Annotated in this window: 8 protein-coding genes and 1 tRNA gene; 6 read left to right on the top strand and 3 right to left on the bottom strand. The window is 55.1% G+C overall.

Annotated elements, in window-relative coordinates:
• Positions 1-144 precede the first annotated feature (144 nt).
• From RBB63_RS17855 to RBB63_RS17830, 6 genes are all read left to right on the top strand, one after another.
• On the top strand, positions 145-867 hold the full coding sequence (locus tag RBB63_RS17855; RefSeq protein WP_309386354.1) for a tetratricopeptide repeat protein: 723 nt from the start codon (positions 145-147) through the stop codon (positions 865-867).
• Positions 864-1,439, top strand: a complete 576-nt coding sequence (gene hpt, locus RBB63_RS17850; protein ID WP_309386353.1) for a hypoxanthine phosphoribosyltransferase — start codon at positions 864-866, stop codon at positions 1,437-1,439. Before RBB63_RS17855 ends, hpt begins: the two co-directional genes overlap by 4 nt.
• 98 nt (positions 1,440-1,537) lie before the next feature.
• Positions 1,538-1,957, top strand: a complete 420-nt coding sequence (locus RBB63_RS17845; RefSeq protein WP_309386352.1) for a SufE family protein — start codon at positions 1,538-1,540, stop codon at positions 1,955-1,957.
• Between the two features lie 92 nt (positions 1,958-2,049).
• On the top strand, positions 2,050-2,625 hold the full coding sequence (locus RBB63_RS17840) for a response regulator (RefSeq protein WP_309386351.1): 576 nt from the start codon (positions 2,050-2,052) through the stop codon (positions 2,623-2,625).
• A 124-nt stretch (positions 2,626-2,749) separates the two neighbouring features.
• Positions 2,750-2,835, top strand: a tRNA-Leu gene (locus tag RBB63_RS17835).
• A gap of 273 nt (positions 2,836-3,108) precedes the next feature.
• Positions 3,109-3,798, top strand: coding sequence for a response regulator (locus RBB63_RS17830; RefSeq protein WP_309386350.1), 690 nt, complete (start codon positions 3,109-3,111; stop codon positions 3,796-3,798).
• A 348-nt stretch (positions 3,799-4,146) separates the two neighbouring features.
• Here RBB63_RS17830 and RBB63_RS17825 read toward each other — a convergent pair whose 3' ends face one another.
• From RBB63_RS17825 to RBB63_RS17815, 3 genes are all read right to left on the bottom strand, one after another.
• On the bottom strand, positions 4,147-9,315 hold the full coding sequence (locus tag RBB63_RS17825) for a galactose-binding domain-containing protein (RefSeq protein WP_309386349.1): 5,169 nt from the start codon (positions 9,313-9,315) through the stop codon (positions 4,147-4,149).
• A gap of 106 nt (positions 9,316-9,421) precedes the next feature.
• A complete protein-coding gene (locus RBB63_RS17820) occupies positions 9,422-14,608 on the bottom strand; it encodes a discoidin domain-containing protein (RefSeq protein ID WP_309386348.1) in 5,187 nt (1,728 codons plus the stop codon).
• 192 nt (positions 14,609-14,800) lie between these two features.
• Positions 14,801-17,974 (bottom strand): PQQ-dependent sugar dehydrogenase, encoded by a 3,174-nt coding sequence (locus RBB63_RS17815; RefSeq protein ID WP_309386347.1) that lies wholly within the window; start codon positions 17,972-17,974, stop codon positions 14,801-14,803.
• Between the last annotated feature and the right edge of the window lie 268 nt (positions 17,975-18,242).

Here is an 18,242-nt window from a genome sequence, read left to right as displayed (position 1 = left end):
AGAAATCCCACATTGCGTTACCAGATTGCTACCGAAGCTCAGGCTTTTGCCTGCAACTGGCCCGTAAAACGCTCTGGAACAAGCTGTTTGGGTTCGGTTCTAATTGACACCAGTAGGCGCAGTTGCACCCTGTGAGGTTTATTCATGTTGAGAGCTAGAATTTTCGGTATCCTATTTGCGTTTGTTGTGACTGTCGGCGCCCTGCACGCCGAGCAGGACCTGAAAGCCGACACCAGTGGTGATCAAAGTATCCCCGGACTGGAGAAGAAAGTCGCCGCCAACCCCGACGACCTGGAGCTGAAATACGACCTTGGCATCGCCTATAGCGAAAAGGCGATGAACGATGAGGATGAAAAGGCGCTGGATAAATCAATCGCGATTTTCGAACAAATCCTGAAAAAAGACCCTGACAACGCCAAAACCCAGGCGATGCTCGGCAGTAACACGGTCATGAAGGCGCAGTACGTGTCGATTTTCAGCAAGTTGGATTACGTTGAAAAAGGTTATACAATTCTGGACGAGCTCATCACGAAAGATCCGAGCAATCCGGACACCAGGTTGATCCGCGGCATCAACGCCGCGCGCAGCCCGAGCTTTCTTGGCCGTTCCGATGTGGCCACCCAGGACTTTGAGTGGCTGCTGGCCGACATGCAAGAAGCCAGCAACACCTACGACGACAACTACCGCCGCACCATTTACTACTACGTGGGTGACTGGTATTTGGAAGAGCGTGACAGCCGCTGCGTGGAACTACTCTTGAAAGCATCGAAAACGTCCGGCGCCCCCCGCCTCACCGACGATATTGAAAAATCACTTACACGCGCCAAAAAGCGTTTCCCATCTACTTACCGAAAGCTAACCAAATGACGCACAACAGTCTCATGGATGACCTCGCCGAGGTCCTTGTCAGCGAAGAGGCTCTCGCAAAGCGTATTGCCGAACTGGGCGAAGAAATCACCACATACTACCTCAATAAAGGCATTGAGGAAATTGTGGTCGTGGCCGTCACCAACGGTTCCATTGTCTTCGTCGCCGATCTGATGCGTCAACTCAAGCTTCACGCGCGCCTGGACTGCATCCGCGTCTCTTCCTATCGTGATGACACCCAGCCAGTTTCCGAGCCAGAGATCATCGACAACATTCGCCTGAATATCGCGGGCGAGCATGTGCTGCTGATTGACGATATTCTCGACACGGGCAGCACCCTGCAAAAGCTCGTTGGCGTGCTCAAGGCCATGAAGCCAGCCACGCTGCGCACTTGTATCTTGCTGGATAAGGAAGGTCGGCGCACCAAGACCTACCGCGCCAGCTACAGCGGCTTCACCATCCCAGAGGCGTTCGTGGTTGGGTATGGTCTGGATTTTGCTGAACGTTACCGTAACCTGCCGTGCATCGGTGTTTTACGTCCAGAATTGCAAAATCCACCGGAGTGGTGCTAAGTTAGAGTTTGAAGGTTCGAAATGCTCGAAAGTTGAATTATTTCCGAACAACCAGTAGCTTACGAACTTCTAACCTTAAATCTTCGAACGCATTTCAAATGACTTTAGCGGAAAAACGGGATGAACTCGTCGAAGACCTGTCGATCATTGAGGATCCTCAGGAACGCTTCGCCTACATAATCGACAATGCAAGGAGCCAAAAGCCTCTAGCTGATGAGTTTAAAAACGACGCATTTCGCATCGAAGGCTGCCAGTCGCAACTCTGGCTGGTTCCGCGTTTCGAGGAGGGATTATGCTACTTTGAAACCGACTCTGATGCAGTCATCACAAAAGGTGTCGCCGGCCTCTTAACCCAGCTCTACAGTGGGTTTCCACCGGAGGAGATCGTGGCGATGCCACCGGACTTCCTGGCGCAAGTCGGCATTACCCAACACCTCACGCCCAACCGCCGCAATGGCCTCTCCAACGTTTGGAACAAGATTAAGGCATTCGCCGAGCACTGCCTCAAAGAAGCCTAGCAAAGGGGCAATCAACCCTATCTGCGCCGCAAATATACCCCTGCTAAAATATCGTGCAATCAAGTAGCTATTGAGCTAAACCCAATAACTCAATGAATGTGCTCATAGCAGAAGACGACGCCATCTCCCAGAACCTGCTGAAGACGAACCTTCAGCAAATGGGTTATAACGTAGCAACCGCAAGCGATGGTGAAGAGGCTTGGCGCATTTACAACACCTGCCCTACCCGCATTGTGGTCAGTGATTGGCTGATGCCCTGCCTTGATGGGCTTGGGCTGCTGGAGCGCATTCGCAACCGCCCGGAATCTGACTACACTTACTTCATCATGCTCACCGCCAACGTGGCTGATGAACAAAATTACGTGCGCGCGATGGACGCAGGCGTCGACGACTTCCTCAGCAAGCCGCTCGACCGCACTCAGCTCAAAATGCGACTCCGAGTGGCGGAACGCATCCTGCAAAGCACTTCGCGCATCAAGTCACTGGAAAATATCCTGACGATTTGCAGCTACACGAAAAAGATTAATTTCCCGGACGAAGGCTGGCAGACCATCGAAGAATTCATGCAGCGCCACTTGGGCATCCAGGTTTCCCACGGCATCGAACCCGGCTACTACGAGAAGGTAATCAAGCCGCAACTTGAAGAGCTGAAGGCTGAAAATCAATAATCAGCCAGGTCGTGAGGCCGAGGCTTTTTAATCAAAATTCTCTGTGATTTTCCCCTTGTCGACACCACGGCGACACGTAGCATACACCCTTTAATCCATGACCAGCCGACTTATCGGCGCACCCGCCCGGGTGGTGGAATGGTAGACACTGGGGACTTAAAATCCCTTGCCCGCAAGGGCGTGCGGGTTCGAGTCCCGCCCCGGGCACCACCTTGATATTAGGGAAATGTGGCGTGGGTTGGTGGATTTAGTCCAAAATACAGGGGCTAAATGAGTTGTCATTCCATCACAATTGTGACAAAAGGAATGCATTAACTTCAGGAAGGCTGTAGTTTAAACTGATTGAACAGATTTCTAAGGCCAAAACAACCTGATTTTCTATCCCTGAGTTTAAGTATACACACAAATGTGTCGTGTAGTCTTTGAGCATATCCCTATCCCAAAACGTAAACCCATTGTTGTTACAATGATGTCAACCCAAGCATGATCACGAAAGCAACACCAACCAAAATCATTATCGTCGAGAATCATGAGGTAGTCCGCATCGGACTTCGCCAATTGATTGCAGACTGCGAAGAGTTCGAAATTGTAGGTGAAGTCGATAATTGCGACGATGCCCTTACAGTTTACGAGGACCAAAAACCAAACATCGTCCTTATTGACGTGATGCTGCCTGATTGCAGCGGCATCGAATTATGTAAAAAAATGCGTGAGTCGAGCCATCATGCGAAGCTACTCGTGTTGACCTCATGTGAAGATGATCGCTGCATTTTCGACGCCTTTGCCCTTGGAATCGAAGGGTACATTCTCAAAAATTGTAAAGCTGAAAGCATTGTGTCGGCCCTAAGGGATGTGACGGCTGGTAAGAGTATATTGGACCCGTCGATCACCCAACACGTAGTTAACCATATGCGTAAAGCCAACGAGTCCCAACAAGAGGACTTGGTGGATACGTTATCAGCCCAAGAACGACGCGTCTTGGAACAAGTGGCGAAAGGCTTAACGAATAAGGAAGTGGCAATTTTGCTCAAACTCTCCGAAAAAACGGTTAAGAACTACTTTAGCAACGTGTTGAGTAAGCTATACGCCTCTCGCCGCACCGAGGCCGCTGCACTTTACTGGAGCTACGTTCGCCAACGAGAAACGTCCACTTATCAAAGGACCGCTTCATAGATCAGTTTGCCTAGAGCACTTTTCATCTAGATTGGCCGAGTCAGGTGGGTTAGAGATTGGATGCAGCGCAAGGCGGCTTTGATTGAGCGGGCTGGAAGCCCGTGATTGAAATGCCAACGCCGCGAACTTCCAATCTGGCCCCAAGCCCAAAACCGAGTGCTTTTCCGCGCCAGCGTTGTTGGCTTTTCGCTCACAGGCTTCCAGCCTGTGACGCTCAAGCCGCCTTGCTGAACACGAAAAATCACTGCGACCTGATCGGCCAATCTATATGAAAAGTGCTCTAGAAAAAGCGGGGCCTGCACACGATGTGCAGGCCCCGCTTTCTTCTCTATTTTAGCCAATGGGATGCTATTGCCCGGTCACGGTCCACGTCGCGCTGGCGTCGGTGGTTTGCCCAGTGCCATTAACGGCGCGCACCGTCCAAGTGTGAGCTCCCAATGAGGGAGCCGGAACTGTGGCGCCCAGCACCTGCTCACCAAACACTTCCACCTCATAGAGGGAGAAGCCATACGGCGTGGGCGTGTCGATGCAGTAGACGTTGAGGTATCGCGCTACGGCGGACAAGCCGGTCAGGTCGTCGATCAAGCCATCGCCCGTATTGGTGTAGTAAGCCTCGGTCCAGGTTTCGCCGTCAATGGACGCCTCAATGCGATACTCTGACGCATAGGCGTTTTCCCAATAGAGCTTCACCTGAGTGACCAGGTAATCCGCTCCAAGGTCGATCGTCACCGTCTGCGGCTCGAAGTCATCACTGGCCCAGCGTGAGCTTTCGCTGACGCTGTCGCCATCCGTCAGAGCGTAGTAAGTGCCCTGTTTAGTGGTCGAGGCCACATACGGCCGGTTGAGCGCGATGTTGGCGTTTTCTGTAATGAGTGGCTGGGGGGAGATTTCTCCTAGCTTTACACTATCAAAGTAGAACTCGTAGTAATCGACTCCGCTGTCGGCGTCCACAACATCCTCCCAGAAGAAGGACAGCGGCTCGCCCGCAGGCGCGTTGGAGGCGTTGGCCGGAGCCACCAACGCAAAGGCTGGCGGCGCGGTCGTATCGTTGAGCGTGAACGAGAAGGTTCCCGAGCTTTGCTCAAGCCCCGCCCAGTTCACGGCGCGCACCTCCCAAGTGTGGGCTCCATTAGCCAGCGCAAGATTCCGGTGATCCCAGGATGTGCCCTTCCTGGTCGTGTGCGCCTTGACGCCGTCGACGTAGACATCGTAATGGCTAATGCCGGTTTCCGCATCGGTGCTGGCTGTCCAACTAAAGTTGGGCAGGTCAGGATCGAAGGTTCCCGTGTCTGCCGGCGCAATGAGCGTCGGGGCGCTGGGCGCAGTGGCGTCTGCAAGGCCGTAGCCATCGAGGCCCGAACCATACTGGAACAACGGATCTCCGTAGATTGGCGGCACGGATTCACCCGCAGCGATGTGGGCAATGATTGCATCAATCTCTGGCTGGGTCGCACCGAGGTCGAAGGGAAGATCCTGACGTTCGACGGTATCCAGAATATCAGCCCCGCCCACTTGGGCCATCGAGCGCGGCAACTGGAACGGCGTCTTGCCGGTTGGCGCATAGTCGCCAAATAACACTTCAGCCAAAGCAGGTCCACCACCGTCACCGGCGCGATAGGTCAGGAGCAGCGCATCGGCGCTGAGTTCAGATGCCCCCAGAACGCACGGGCGCGGCATGACGTAAACAACCACGACCGGAATATTTTGAGTCAGATAATTGTCGATCACTGCGGTTTGTGCCGCTGGTAGATAAGGCTCTTCTTGCGGCCAATACGTGCCATGCGTGTAAGATGGTTCGCCGCAAACCACAATCGCGAGATCAGGAGTCGTCGGCGCCGTATTCAGGTAGACGTTGATCCCCTCTTCCGCCGCACGTACCGAGATGGCGTCAAACGGCGTGAGGGAGCCTTCCGTTTCGTGGAAGAAGCTCGTCCAGATCACCCATTGCGTGCCTGTGTCGGCAAACGGTCCATCGACTACGATGTTGCTGCCCGCAGGTAACTGGATAGGCAGAGCACCGTTGTTGCTCAACAGGGTCATCGACTCACGCGCCGCTTGGATGGCAAGGTCGTAGTTGTGGTGATCGCGCCATTCGCTTTCGCCATAGAGGTAGTCTCCATATGGGTTTTCGAAGATACCCAAGCGGAACTTCATATCGAGGATGCGGCGAACACGGTCTTCCACCACGGCGGGGTCAATTTCCGTGTCGAAGTCATCAATCTCCGGTGTTCCAGGATCGTAATCGTGACGCTTGGTCGGATCAGCGCCACCCATGACGTCGCAACCCGCGTTGGCGGAGTCGAGCCATACCCAACTGTCCAACCAGTCGCTACAGATCAGGCCTTCGTAGCCCATCTGATTGCGAAGGTAGGAGATGATGTATGGGTTGTCACCCGCGCCATGCGTGCTGGGCCCAAACAACGTGGTGCCGCCATAGCCCGGCATAATGCCGCTGGTGCCTGCTTCGATCGCAGCGTGCCATGGGCGCATGTGGTAATGCACAGTGGTGCCATCGTATACCATGACTTGCTCACCGCCAGCGCCTTGGCCCGGCCAGTGCTTAGTGGTCACCCAGATGGAATTCGGGTTTAGCTCCGGCCCCGCCTGCAAGCCAACCAGGAATGCGCGGATAATCGCAGAGGCCACATCCGCGTCTTCCCCGCAACCTTCCTGAATGCGTGGATAAAGAATCATGGTGCCCACTTCCGCAATCGGCGACAAAGTGCCAAACGCGCCCACGGCGCGCATTTCGCGACGCTGCATGTCACCCAGTTCACGGATGAGGTCATAGTTCTTAGAAGCGGCGAAAGAGGTGCCAGTCGGGAACGAAGTCTTGTATCCATGTATGGTGTCAGCACTGGTGATCGACGGAATGCCCAGACGCGTCGCAGCGTTGGCGAGTTGCGTGGTTTCCTGATCGGAAGGATCAACTGGACCGAAGTCAAATCCGGTCAATGGATCGACATCCGAATCGAAGAACATTTGCGAGATCTGCTCGACAAGCGTCATACGCGAGATCAGGTCATCCACCCGAACACTCACGGGCTGAGTCCAATCTTCATAGGGCTCAATCGTGCCGTTGCGGTTCATGTCACGAGCGCCGTTGACCATATTGATGCCATCATCAACCTGCTCCAACGTCGGAATATACAAACTGAAGGTGTTGATATCCGAACGCGGGTCCGACACGCCGTCCACGGCGACCACATACCACTGATAAGTCCAGCGATCCGGCAGTGGCTCAGTGAGCGTGAAAGAGGTCGTGGTTGATTCGCCGATCTTCGTGTAGCGATCAAGCAACTTACCCGGCTGCGTGAAGTCGTAATTGTCCTGAGTGATGTTCATGTAAACATCGTAGCGGGTTGCGCCAGCAACGGAGTTCCAAGTCAGCGTCGGCGTATGCGTGGCTGTTTCCATCGCGCCGTCGGCTGGACTGATCAAGGCGAAAGCTCCAACTGGGTCCGGAGCGGCGGGCGCCGTGTATGGATCCTCAATGATGTCGTCTGGATTGTAGCCCTCCTCTTCGTAAATTTCGAAGCTCCACAGCGAGTAACCATAATCCGTTCCGCGATCAATGCCCTGCATGCGGACATAGCGGCCAGTGGCGTCCATTTGCAAGTCGTCGGTCTGGCCGTTGCCGCCGCGAACTTCATAGGCCGTCGTCCAGGTAACGGCATCATCGGATACCTGGATATCGAAGTCCAGCCCGTAGGCGGTTTCCCAGATCAGAAGCACGCGCTTGAAGTTGTAGACCTGCCCGAGATCAACATATATCCACTCATCGTCGATGCCGGAAAGCGAAGCCCAGCGTGACTCGGGGTCCGTCTCGTAAGTCTCGCCATCATTCGCGCGGCTCGGAACGAGCGGTTCTTGCGAAGAGGATGCGTAGATTGGTTTGCCAAACGCGAGGTCCAAACCATTGCTGGCCTTGATTTTCTCAAGGTTAATAGTAAGGCCCTCATAAACGGTCAGTGTCATCGGGAACCCAAAGTCTTCGCCGCCCACGATCTGTTGATCATTTGCATTGACAGCCGAAATGCGCAGATCATAGCCGACTCCCAGGCTAACGTAATGCTTGGAAATCGTAATTTCAGTTCCGATATCATAGTTAATCGTATCGCTGATTTCCACGTTCTGGAAGATGAAGTATTCTTCGTCGTCATTGGTGTTTGGGCTAACGTTCACGCGAACGTATTCCACGTATTCTCCCGCGAGCGTGACGTCCGTCGGGCCGGTCGGTCCGGAATTGTTGTTGCTCGTGCTGTAGACTTCGAAGTCCCATAAGCTATAGCCATAGATCGTTCCACGCTCCACACCTTGCATCCGCACATAACGCGCGGTGACGGTATCGAACGAGATGTCGTCTGTTCCGCCGTCGCCAGCGGTTTCGGTAAAGACATCAGTCCAAGTCGCCGCATCGTCTGATACTTGGATAATGTATTGCTCGCCATAGGCGTCTTCCCAAGTCAACACAACACGACTAACCGAGCTTGCGGAACCTAGGTCCACGTAGATCCATTCGGTATCCGTCTCCAAGGAAGCCCAACGTGTGAGTCCGTCGCTGTCTACCGCGAAGTCCTTGGACAAACCAACCGGGTCCTGTTCGGATGAGACAACGACTGACTTACCCGCAGCCAAATCGCCCTCCGGCTGCGCTGCGGAGCCATAGACTTCGAAGTCCCAGAGCGAGTAGCCCCACTCGGAGCCTCGCGTCACGCCCTGCATGCGCACGTAACGGCCATTGACTGGTGAAGCCAACGTGATGTCGTCTTCTCCGCCGTCGCCAACGGTTTCCGTGTAAGCGTCGGTCCAAGTAGTCGCGTCATCGGAAACTTGGATGATGTAACCGGAGCCGAAGGCATCCTCCCAGCGCAGGTAAACGCGCTCGATGGATTTTGCTTCGCCAAGATCGACATAGATCCACTCGTCGTCCTCATAAGCGCTGGCCCATCGGGTCGCAGGATCGCCGTCAGTGGCGAGTCCTTCGGTGTAGGCGCCTTCTATGCTCGAGGCATAGGTGGGTTGGCCTTCCGCAAAGTCTTCTTCGTTAGGCGGTGTGGTGGACTGATCATAGATGGCGAACTCCCAGAGCGAATACCCATAACCGCCCGGGCGTTCGAGGCCATACATGCGAACGTAGCGCGCATCCGCGCCAACGGTTATCGTGTCCGTGCCGCCATTGCCATCTGTAATTTCAGCAATGTCCGTCCACGCCAGCGCGTCGTCAGAAGTTTGTATAAAATAATGGGTGGCGTAGGCGCCTTCCCAAACGAGTTCAACATCGCCGATGGATTGCACCGATCCAAGGTCGATATAAATCCACTGTGGGTCCGACCAATCGCTGCCCCAGCGCGTGCCGAGGTCGCCGTCGTTAACTTCTGCAGTGGTCAATCCAGCTTGCGTGCTGGATGCGGTGGCGGGCTGGTTTAACGCCAAATTGGTCTGCCCGCTGGCAAGGGTCGCAGCGAGCAGAGAAAGCACGCCTAGTCCCGGTTTGAATATACGAGAATATTTCATCACAGTTGAGGGAATCAGGTTTATGTTGAGAAAAGGCGGGGCCCTTGGGGAGAATGACCCCGCCTTGCAATTCATGGGGTGGATTTATTGGGGAATTGGAATTGGCCTAGTAGACCTCAAACTCCCACAGCGAGTAACCCCAGGGGGAGCCGCGATCAATGCCGAGCATGCGCACGTAGCGACCACTGCCGGAAACGGTCAAGTCGTCTTTGCCGCCATCGCCGTTGGTGACTTCGATGAGGTCTGTCCAGTTCGTCGCGTCGCCGGAAACCTGGATCTTGTAGTGTAATCCATAAGCGCCTTCCCATATCAACACGACCTGGGAAATGGTCTGCGTTGAACCAAGATCCACGTAGATCCATTCGTCGTCTTCAAACTCGCTGGACCAACGGGTGCCGCCATCGCCATCAACCGCTGCATCGGCGATGTAGACGCCTTCATCAGAGGATGAGACCACTGGCTGACCTTCGGCTAGATTCGTCGGTGGAGGCGTGCCTTGCGCATAGATCTCGAACTCCCACAGCGAATAGCCCCAAGGCGAGCCACGGCTTACGCCCTGCATGCGCACATAGCGACCGCTGGCGCCGATCGGCAGATCATCCTCGCCGCCATCGCCGCCGGTTACGCTGATTGCGTTGGCGAAGTTCGTCCCATCATCAGAGAGCTGAATGTGGTAGTCTTCGCCATAAGCGCCTTCCCAGCGAAGAATGACCGAGTCAATATAGGTGGATTGGCCAAGATCGACGGTGATATACTCATCATCTTCGAAGATGGACGACCAACGCGTGCCCAGGCTTTCATCGATCGCCGCCGATGCCTCCATGCCAGCGCCCTCTTCCGACGAGGCCGAAGCCGTTCCGTTTGGGGCGATATTAATGTAGGCGCCACCGCCAGATACATTCACGGTAGCAGTTGCATCAAGCACGCCACCGCCAGCAACCGTGCCAGTAAAGGTCGCGGTTACGGTGAACGGCCCGCCTTCCTGCGTGGCAGTGTAAGCGCCGTTCGCGTCAATGGAGCCGGTGTCGGCAGACCAGTCAATTTGGCTCGTTTCGCCGCCATTCCAATTGGCGTCGAACACGTAGGCATCGAAGTCCGTCGACATGCCGTTAAGCAGATCCACATCTGTCGGGTTCAGGAACAGCTGCGCGCCTTCAATCGCATCCGCGCCCTCCGATCCATAAACCTCGAACTCATAGAACGAGTAGCCATAGTCGAGCGCACGGTCGATGCCCTGGAAGCGAACATAACGCGCGCTAGCTTCTACGGCGAGATCGTCGTCTTCTGGCGTGCTTTTTTCCACGGTGAGAATTATTGTCCAATTCGCGCCATCGTCGGATACCTGCAGCTCATATTCGCTGGCGTAGGCGCCTTCCCAGTCGATCACGATACGCTCGATGTCATAGCTGGCGCCAAGATCGACTTGAAACCACTCATCGTCGTTGCCATGCGCGCTTTCCCAACGGGACACGCCGTCTTCATCAACAGCCAGAGCTGATTCACCTGCTGGCCCCACCACACTCGAAGCATCAGTGGTCTTGCCTGCCGCGACATTTTGCAGCGGCGGATGCACGGCGAAAAGCGCGGTCTGCGAGGCATTGCCGTTGTCGGCAATTATGTAGAAGGCGCCCGTGGTTCCGTTGGATGTAAACACGCCGTTCGCATCAATCGAACCGCCGCCATCGACTGCCCACACGAGTCCGACCAACGAAACTTCGTCACCATATTGGTCGAGGCCAGTCGCGGCGAATGTTTCCGTCGAGCTAGCTTCCACGCGGGCGAACTCCGGCGTGATCGCAATGTCGGCGAGGTATGGCGCATCGCCTACACGGAACGTGTAAGTCTGCTCCTGTCCATCCGCATTCACGGTCACGACAACCGGGTCGGCATTCACGCTCGCGGAGAAGAGTCCGTTCACATCGATGCTGCCACCGGCGTTGACAGACCAGCTGATGCTCGTCAGCGGATGCGTGGCGCCATACTGGTCGTAGCCCACCGCAGAGAACTGAATCGTGCTGCCAGGCGTCACCGTCTTGGCGGCGTTCGACGCCGTGATCTGCACATTGTTCAACGCTTGGTCGAGCTTGTGTTGGACGACCTTCTTCGGCGGAACTGGGAACGTGCCAATCACGCCGCCACTGGTGTTGTAAACCGTGGCCGTTTGCTCGACATCGCTCGGATTGTAAACCGCGTAGCTGTAAACGCCGGTCGACGGATTGTAGAAGACCTGGCTCGTCGGAATGTCCGTGTAGCGATCATAAACGATGTGCCCGAGCGAACGCAGCGCGTGCGTGTAGTAATACGTCAGGCCGCTCGTGTCGTTGCCGATGCCAATTGGATGTCCGTCGTCGTAAAACTCGTCCATGAGCTCAGCCACCACATCGGCATCGTAGTGAGCCATGTAGCCAAGGATCACATTGCCGAGACCGACGCCCCAATCGCCAATGACTTTCTTGGCCTGCGCAGTGTCGACGCCGCTTTGATAATTTAGCACCTCAAACTCCCACTTGTCCTCGAGGTAGTTTACATCGTAGGTATAATTGGTGTAGAGGTAGTCATACATTGGCCAGCCTTCGAGTGGTTGGCCAATGGCGGGCGGCACGAGGTCCGGGTAATTCGCAAGCGTGCCGGCAGACCAGATTGTCGGGTCCAGTGTAATCGCGCCATCGGGCTCCACGGTGAAGCTCAACTGGCCATTCACGTAAAGCGGATTGCCGCTTTGCGCGAGCGTGTAGGTCGGGTTGTGGTCGTAGGCGAGTTTGATTGCGCCAGCAAACTTTTCAAGCGCGCCTGCAGTATCTGCATTGTGCCATTCGGTTTGCGCGGGGGCGAGATTGTAGTCGCGGATAACGCCACGCGCCGCGCCTGCCATCGTCGGCACCCGGTCTTGAACCATGGAGTTCATTTGCGATTTCGCAAACGCCGGATCTTCACCCATGTAGGCGAGGCCGGGCTGAATCGGCAGCCATTGAATGCCATACATCCAGCCGGGATCACCGCTAAAGAACGTCGCGTATGCAGGACCACTGTCAAAAACAATGCCCGCGTACTCGTGGCCATATTCGACGGGCAACGTGCCGCCATCGCCGAGGATGGGATTCGTCGCATCGGGATTGCCATGATAGTCCGTCCAATATTCCTTGATCGCGAGGCGCTCGATCGCGTAGCCCATGGCGCCAGCGGCAAGCATGTCATTGTCGTTCATCGCTTCGCCGAGCAGGAACAGTCCGCACCAGGATTGAATCGACTCTGAGCTCGACTCCTGGTTGTTGCCATTGCCTGCGCTGGTGCCACCCGCGTAAGAGTGGCCATGCCACAGATCGAAGGTGCGGAAGAACGGGAAGTCCGTGTCGTTGCGATCCCAGTTTGCGTATTGCTTGGCGACGAGCCTGGCTATGTCGCCGTAATCCGCGAGGAACTGCGGGTCTTGCAAACCGAGCAACGCAGCCGCACGGGTGAAGTAACCGTAGTGGAAATGATGGTCCGTGAATTGCGACGAGCCATAGGATTCATTAAAGCCAACCAACGCCTTGTAGCCATCGTAACGGGCAAAGTAATGCTCTGTTTCGACGCCGTCGTAGGTAAACCAATCTTCAAGCGCAGTCGTCAGCGCAGCCTTGAGAGCGTCTACGTGGTCGGTCCCCAAATCGGCGGAGATCGTCAAGTAGTCACCGAACTGTGTGAGGCTCTTGCCGCCCCAATAAGTGTCACCACCGTAGTCCGTGCGCTGCGCGTATTGATCGAGGTAGAAGTCCATACGCTCCGGCGAGTAATCATGCGCGCCACCGAGCTGGCTAGGCGTCGGCAGATTCGGCAAGATGCCCGTGAACGGGAAATCGATCTGCGCGGTGTTCGACGCCGATAGCTTCAGCTTGCCACGCGGCGTGGTGTAGCTGACCGACGTGAACGTGAGATCGTTATCCGTCTCGCGGTAATGATGCGGAATCCAGCCTTGCAGCACGGTCGTGTTGACGCCCTTGAGCGCTTCCGCCGTCACCGTCCAATTCGTGCGAACAAAGCCGTTGGCTGGGTTGTAAGACCACGTCATCATCGTGTCTCGTGGAATGGCATAGGCATAAGCGTCAAAGCCGTTCAAGGAGCCCCAATCCGGCATTGCGCTGATCACCAGATACGAGCCACTGCCGAAGTTAACGAGCACATCGCCATTGGCGTCCTCAAAGGTCGTGCCGTCGGGCGCGTGAAGGCCAAACGTTCTCCCCTGCACTTCCACGGACATCGCTGAGCCGGTGTAAGGCAGCGTCAGCACGTTGCCTGCGGCGTCGCGAAGGATCGCCGAAGCGTCGATGCTTAGCAGCGGACTCACGCCGGTTGACTCCACCCACACAAACGGCAGGCCGTGCCCCATCGTCACGTCGTAGTAAGCGTTCGGGTTTTGCTCGAGACGCATTTGCACGAGCCAGTCCGACCAGTCAAGCGCCACTGCGCTGGCGGGCGCAAAGTCGGTGCTAAACTTCGTGGCCGGGTCGGCGTCGTTGGTCATCACAATTTGGTCCGCCATGATATGGCCCCAGCCGCCGGTCACGTTATCGACCACCTGCACCTGCGCGGTTTGGCCGTTGTACTCGGAAATGTCCCAGGTTTGCCATGCAAGGTTTTCCGAATTCTCACCCGTCATGGTGCGGACGACATTGCCGCCGACGATGAGACGAACTTCCGCGACGCCGGGATGGTTTCCACCACCCACCAACGCGTGTATATACTGCGCGTTGACGGTGAAGGTTGGCGAAGTTAACGCCCCCGTTGATGCATCGCCACCGTGGAAGGAATTGGCCAACCCGGCGCCGTTGAAGTTCGTGACTAAAGATTGCCCGGACACCGAGCCAGCCGCTGGACCACTGCCAAAGGCCGCGCCCGTCGTGCTCCAACCCACAGGCCAGCCAGCGCCTTCGAAGTCGGCGAGGATGGTGTCATTCGGTCCGAGGATGATCGCGGCCTGCCCACCTACGCCGATGGGATACTCCGTCAGCATGTCGGTTCCCGAGGCCGAGAACTCGATGGGGAAGAAAACATTGACCCCCGAGGCATTGGCCTGCACCGAGAGCGGATACGGCCACATGTTGCCCGAGTATTGGTTGAAAATCAGGTCCGTCCACCAATCGTTGGTTGGAACCGGTTCGCCCGACTTGGACGAGTGAATGTAGAGCTGGCGGTTGAGGAAGTTGGACACCATGCCGATGTCTTCTCCACCAACGATATCTTCATGCGCGGGTGGGAATTCCGCGTAGCTGCCTGCGCCAATCGGCACGGCTTGTTGCGCATGGAGCTGGCCCATTGGGGCTAGCGACAGAGTCGTCGTCAAAGCCGCCAAACGGGCAAGACAACTCCGATGTGGGGTGCACAGTAGTCTTTTCATCTATGTTGGGATTGGGATTCAGGGGAATAACAACCACACACATCGTTGCAATTTAATGCAACCTATCGATGTCGAGTTGTTGAGGGATTGAGAGTTGTTGAAAGCATCGTGCTAATTCGATTCTACTTTGAATCGAAAGAAGAGTCCGTTATCGATGGCCCCAACTGGCGGGATCAGGAGGATTACATCATGTTCGGGGTCCGAATACAGTTCGTAACCAGGCGACAAAGCCCAAGCACCAAAAGCCGCACGGCTAGCCACACTACTCCATGATTCTGGAGTCAAATCAGTTGAAGCCTCCCAACGGATTGCAATGCTGTCCAGCGGCTCCGCAACGGTTAGCACAATGCCATCCGAATCGGACAACGCATTGACACTCGCAAAATCCCCATTGTTGGCCGCATTGGATTGAAGTGCATATTCGATCAAGTTCTGGACGCCGTCCCCATCGAAGTCGCTTTCGGGTTCTGCTTCATTTGAGCTCGATTCTTCACCGAAGGTTTCACCACGCCAAAGCTGGTAGGCGGAGAGTTGTTGGATCCAGTCGCGAATCGTTGCCTGATCCTCAAGCGACATCGGATCGTGAGGGCGCATACGGTCGCCCACTTGCGGTTGGTCGGAATTTATTTTTTCCATCAGGTAACTGCGCTCCGGCGAGCCAGGCTCCACGAGTTTGACCCCCGGCGCCTCAACGCTCAGTTGGTTCACCAGCTCTGCAAAGCTGGCGCTTGGCTGTAAATCCAAGCCGCCGCTGTTGGTTGCGATATCGTTATGGCAGCCAATGCAGTTAGCTGAAAAAATCACCTGTACGTCGCTGACAAAATCGATGTTTGGCGTCTCGGCAATGCCCGATAAATCATCCACGTCTTCACCCCCATCGAATAGGCCAAGGACTGGCTCGCTTTCTACGAGTCCAGCATTCGAAATGACTTCGCCGACTTGCACACGTCCGTAAACATTCGTTCCGGAATCACCCGGAGCATCCAAGTAAAACACGTCATCTGCATCTGCGCTCGCAATGGGAAAATAGAAAAAGCCCAGTGCATCCACGTCCAAGCGATTCTCGATTCCGGTAGGTGCATAGCGCGCATTGCTGCTGTAGTCACGGCCACCAATGATCCCATACGGGATCTGATTCTCGCCACGCGATATGCCAACATCGACCACCGCTGGTTCGCCTCGGGTATCCAGCACACGACCGGCCCAGGCAGTGTTCGAAAAATTCAGGTTCAGCTCGAGTTCGGCGCCATTCCTTAAATCGACCATAAAGCCGTGCGTGATTGCGGCGAACCCAGCGGCATTCGCATCATCAGCGACAACCACAAATCCAGTTTCCGTCAGTTGAACATTGATTGACAGATCGACATCACTGCCAGCAGGAACGCCGAGCACATTCTGGTTTAGACCACTGCCGCCAGTCACCACCGCAGGCGTAACGCCATCTGCCTGATAGAATGTGAGCTCGACCGGCACGCCGACCGATTGCGACGAGCCGTCACTCACGTCGGCAATCTCGCCCATGATATCTATGTTCGGTGACTCAAATACCGACACCTGGGCTTCCACCGTGTCGGTTAACTCCAACGCATTCACCACCGTAAGACTGACTGTATAAACGCCGGCTTCACTATAGCTGTGCTGCGGACTCTGCTGTGTGCTCGTCGCGCCATCGCCAAAGTCCCAACTCCATGAGACGATCGATGAATCCGGCGCTATGGATGTATCAGTGAAATCGACGATCAACGGAGCAGCGCCTTGCTCAGGTGTTACGCTAAAGCTTGCTACTGGCGGCTCACCACCTTGAAAACGAATGCGGCCAATCTCATAACCATTGCCCAATGATGCGCCCTGATTGGTATCTGTATAATAGAGTGCTCCGTCGGGCCCGAGTTCGAAGGATACCATGCTCGCAGGCGGATCACTGAGGAAGGCAGCGCCGTTATCTGACTCAATTGCGGTGATTGCATCCAATTCCGCCCCGGTCAAGGACCAACGGTTAATTTCCTGGCCATAGCGAGCTTGGTAGATGACCGGACCATCCGGAGCAAAGGGGCCACCGCGCAGAATAATTACGCCCGTGGCAGATGGACTATGCGTCCGCAAGATGATGCGCTTTCCGTCGGCTGACGATGTTTCAAACTCATCTGGCCAACCACCATCAGCCCCCTTCTCGATGCGCACGAGGCGATCCGTTCCATCACCATTTTCGGAAAGATACATCACCTCGTCAAGCGGTGCCGCCGGATCGAAAACAAAGCGAAACGCATTGCGAAAGCTGTGCGCCCAAACGCGTGAGCGCACGCTATCAGGATCGCCATCGTAAAAGGGATTATCGGCCAATCCCAAGCCAGTAGCGGCGTCGACTTTCAGGATCTTTCCGTTGTAAACGTCCAAGTCATCAACGACGTAGCGGTTGCCATCATCGCCCAGCATGACGTAGAGCGAATACGGGTCATTCGGGTGAAATTGCAAGTCGCCGGCGTTGTGAACGTTGGTTTCGTTGGGCAAGCCGGAAAGCAAAATCACTTCCGAACCTGCAACCATCTGCGTGAAGCTTTCATCCAGCGTGATGCGCGACAAGCGCTGATCACTGGAGGTTGAATAAAACAGATAGACGTAGCGGTTGTTCGCAAAATCTGGATCGAGCCGCATGCCGAGCAAACCACGTTCGCCATCGGTATTGACCGCAGATGTGATGTCGGCGACGACGAGCGGCGGATTGAAATCGCCGCCTGCTCCTCCTAATTGCTGCCGCACAATCGTCGAACTCTCCCATTCCACTGTCAGACTCTCACCACCTCCGTTTTCGAAAAACTCGACTACTACGGTGTGATCCCCCTCCGTTAAATAAATCGTCCCCTCTTCTGTGATGTTGCCGTGCAAACCATCGTTGTCGACCACTTCCACACCATCAATCAACAGACGACTACCATCGTCTGAAGTCGTGTAAAACGTGTAGTCATCTTCTGTCGCAATGCTCAGTGTTGCGGTGTAGCGAAAAGCAAAATTATCGTCCCGTAGTCGGGGCTCCAAATCAAACCCCGCAACGGAACCGCTGGCCACCGGAGTCAAGGCGCCAAAGTCCGGCAACTCTGTCCAAGTGCCCTCAAAATATTGATAGCTGATGCTAATGTCGGGTCCATCATTTGGCTCCAGCACGAGCAATCTCCCCTGCTTCTCATTGACATAAAGGCGACCGGCATCGTCGAACTCCAGTGAGACAACTCCGTTGCCGCTGTAAACAGTTTCCGAGATGAAATTTGCATCCGAAAATTCTGCATGCAAAGAAGAACAAACTACAATTTTTACGAATAAAAATAATCCGATTATAGTTTTATTTATCTTAAAAGATTTAGGGTAATAGAGCATGATGGTAGTCGGAAACGCATAGCGATAAGGCTAAAACCTGGGGTAAGCACAGCCCGGCAAGCGAGCATTCATGCGGCTGCTTTAGTTGGGAGGGAACGACCAGAAGTTGGTCGGAGATGCGGTGTCTGTTTGTGGTAAAAAGCCGCCAGCTCTTGCTGACGGCTTCGAAATAAAAACAAAAGAA

The sequence above is a fragment of the Cerasicoccus frondis genome (assembly GCA_031296915.1).
Taxonomy (GTDB): Bacteria; Verrucomicrobiota; Verrucomicrobiia; order Opitutales; family Cerasicoccaceae; genus Cerasicoccus; species Cerasicoccus frondis.
Note: the sequence above shows the minus strand (reverse complement) of the source record. Positions and strands in the feature narration are given on the sequence as shown.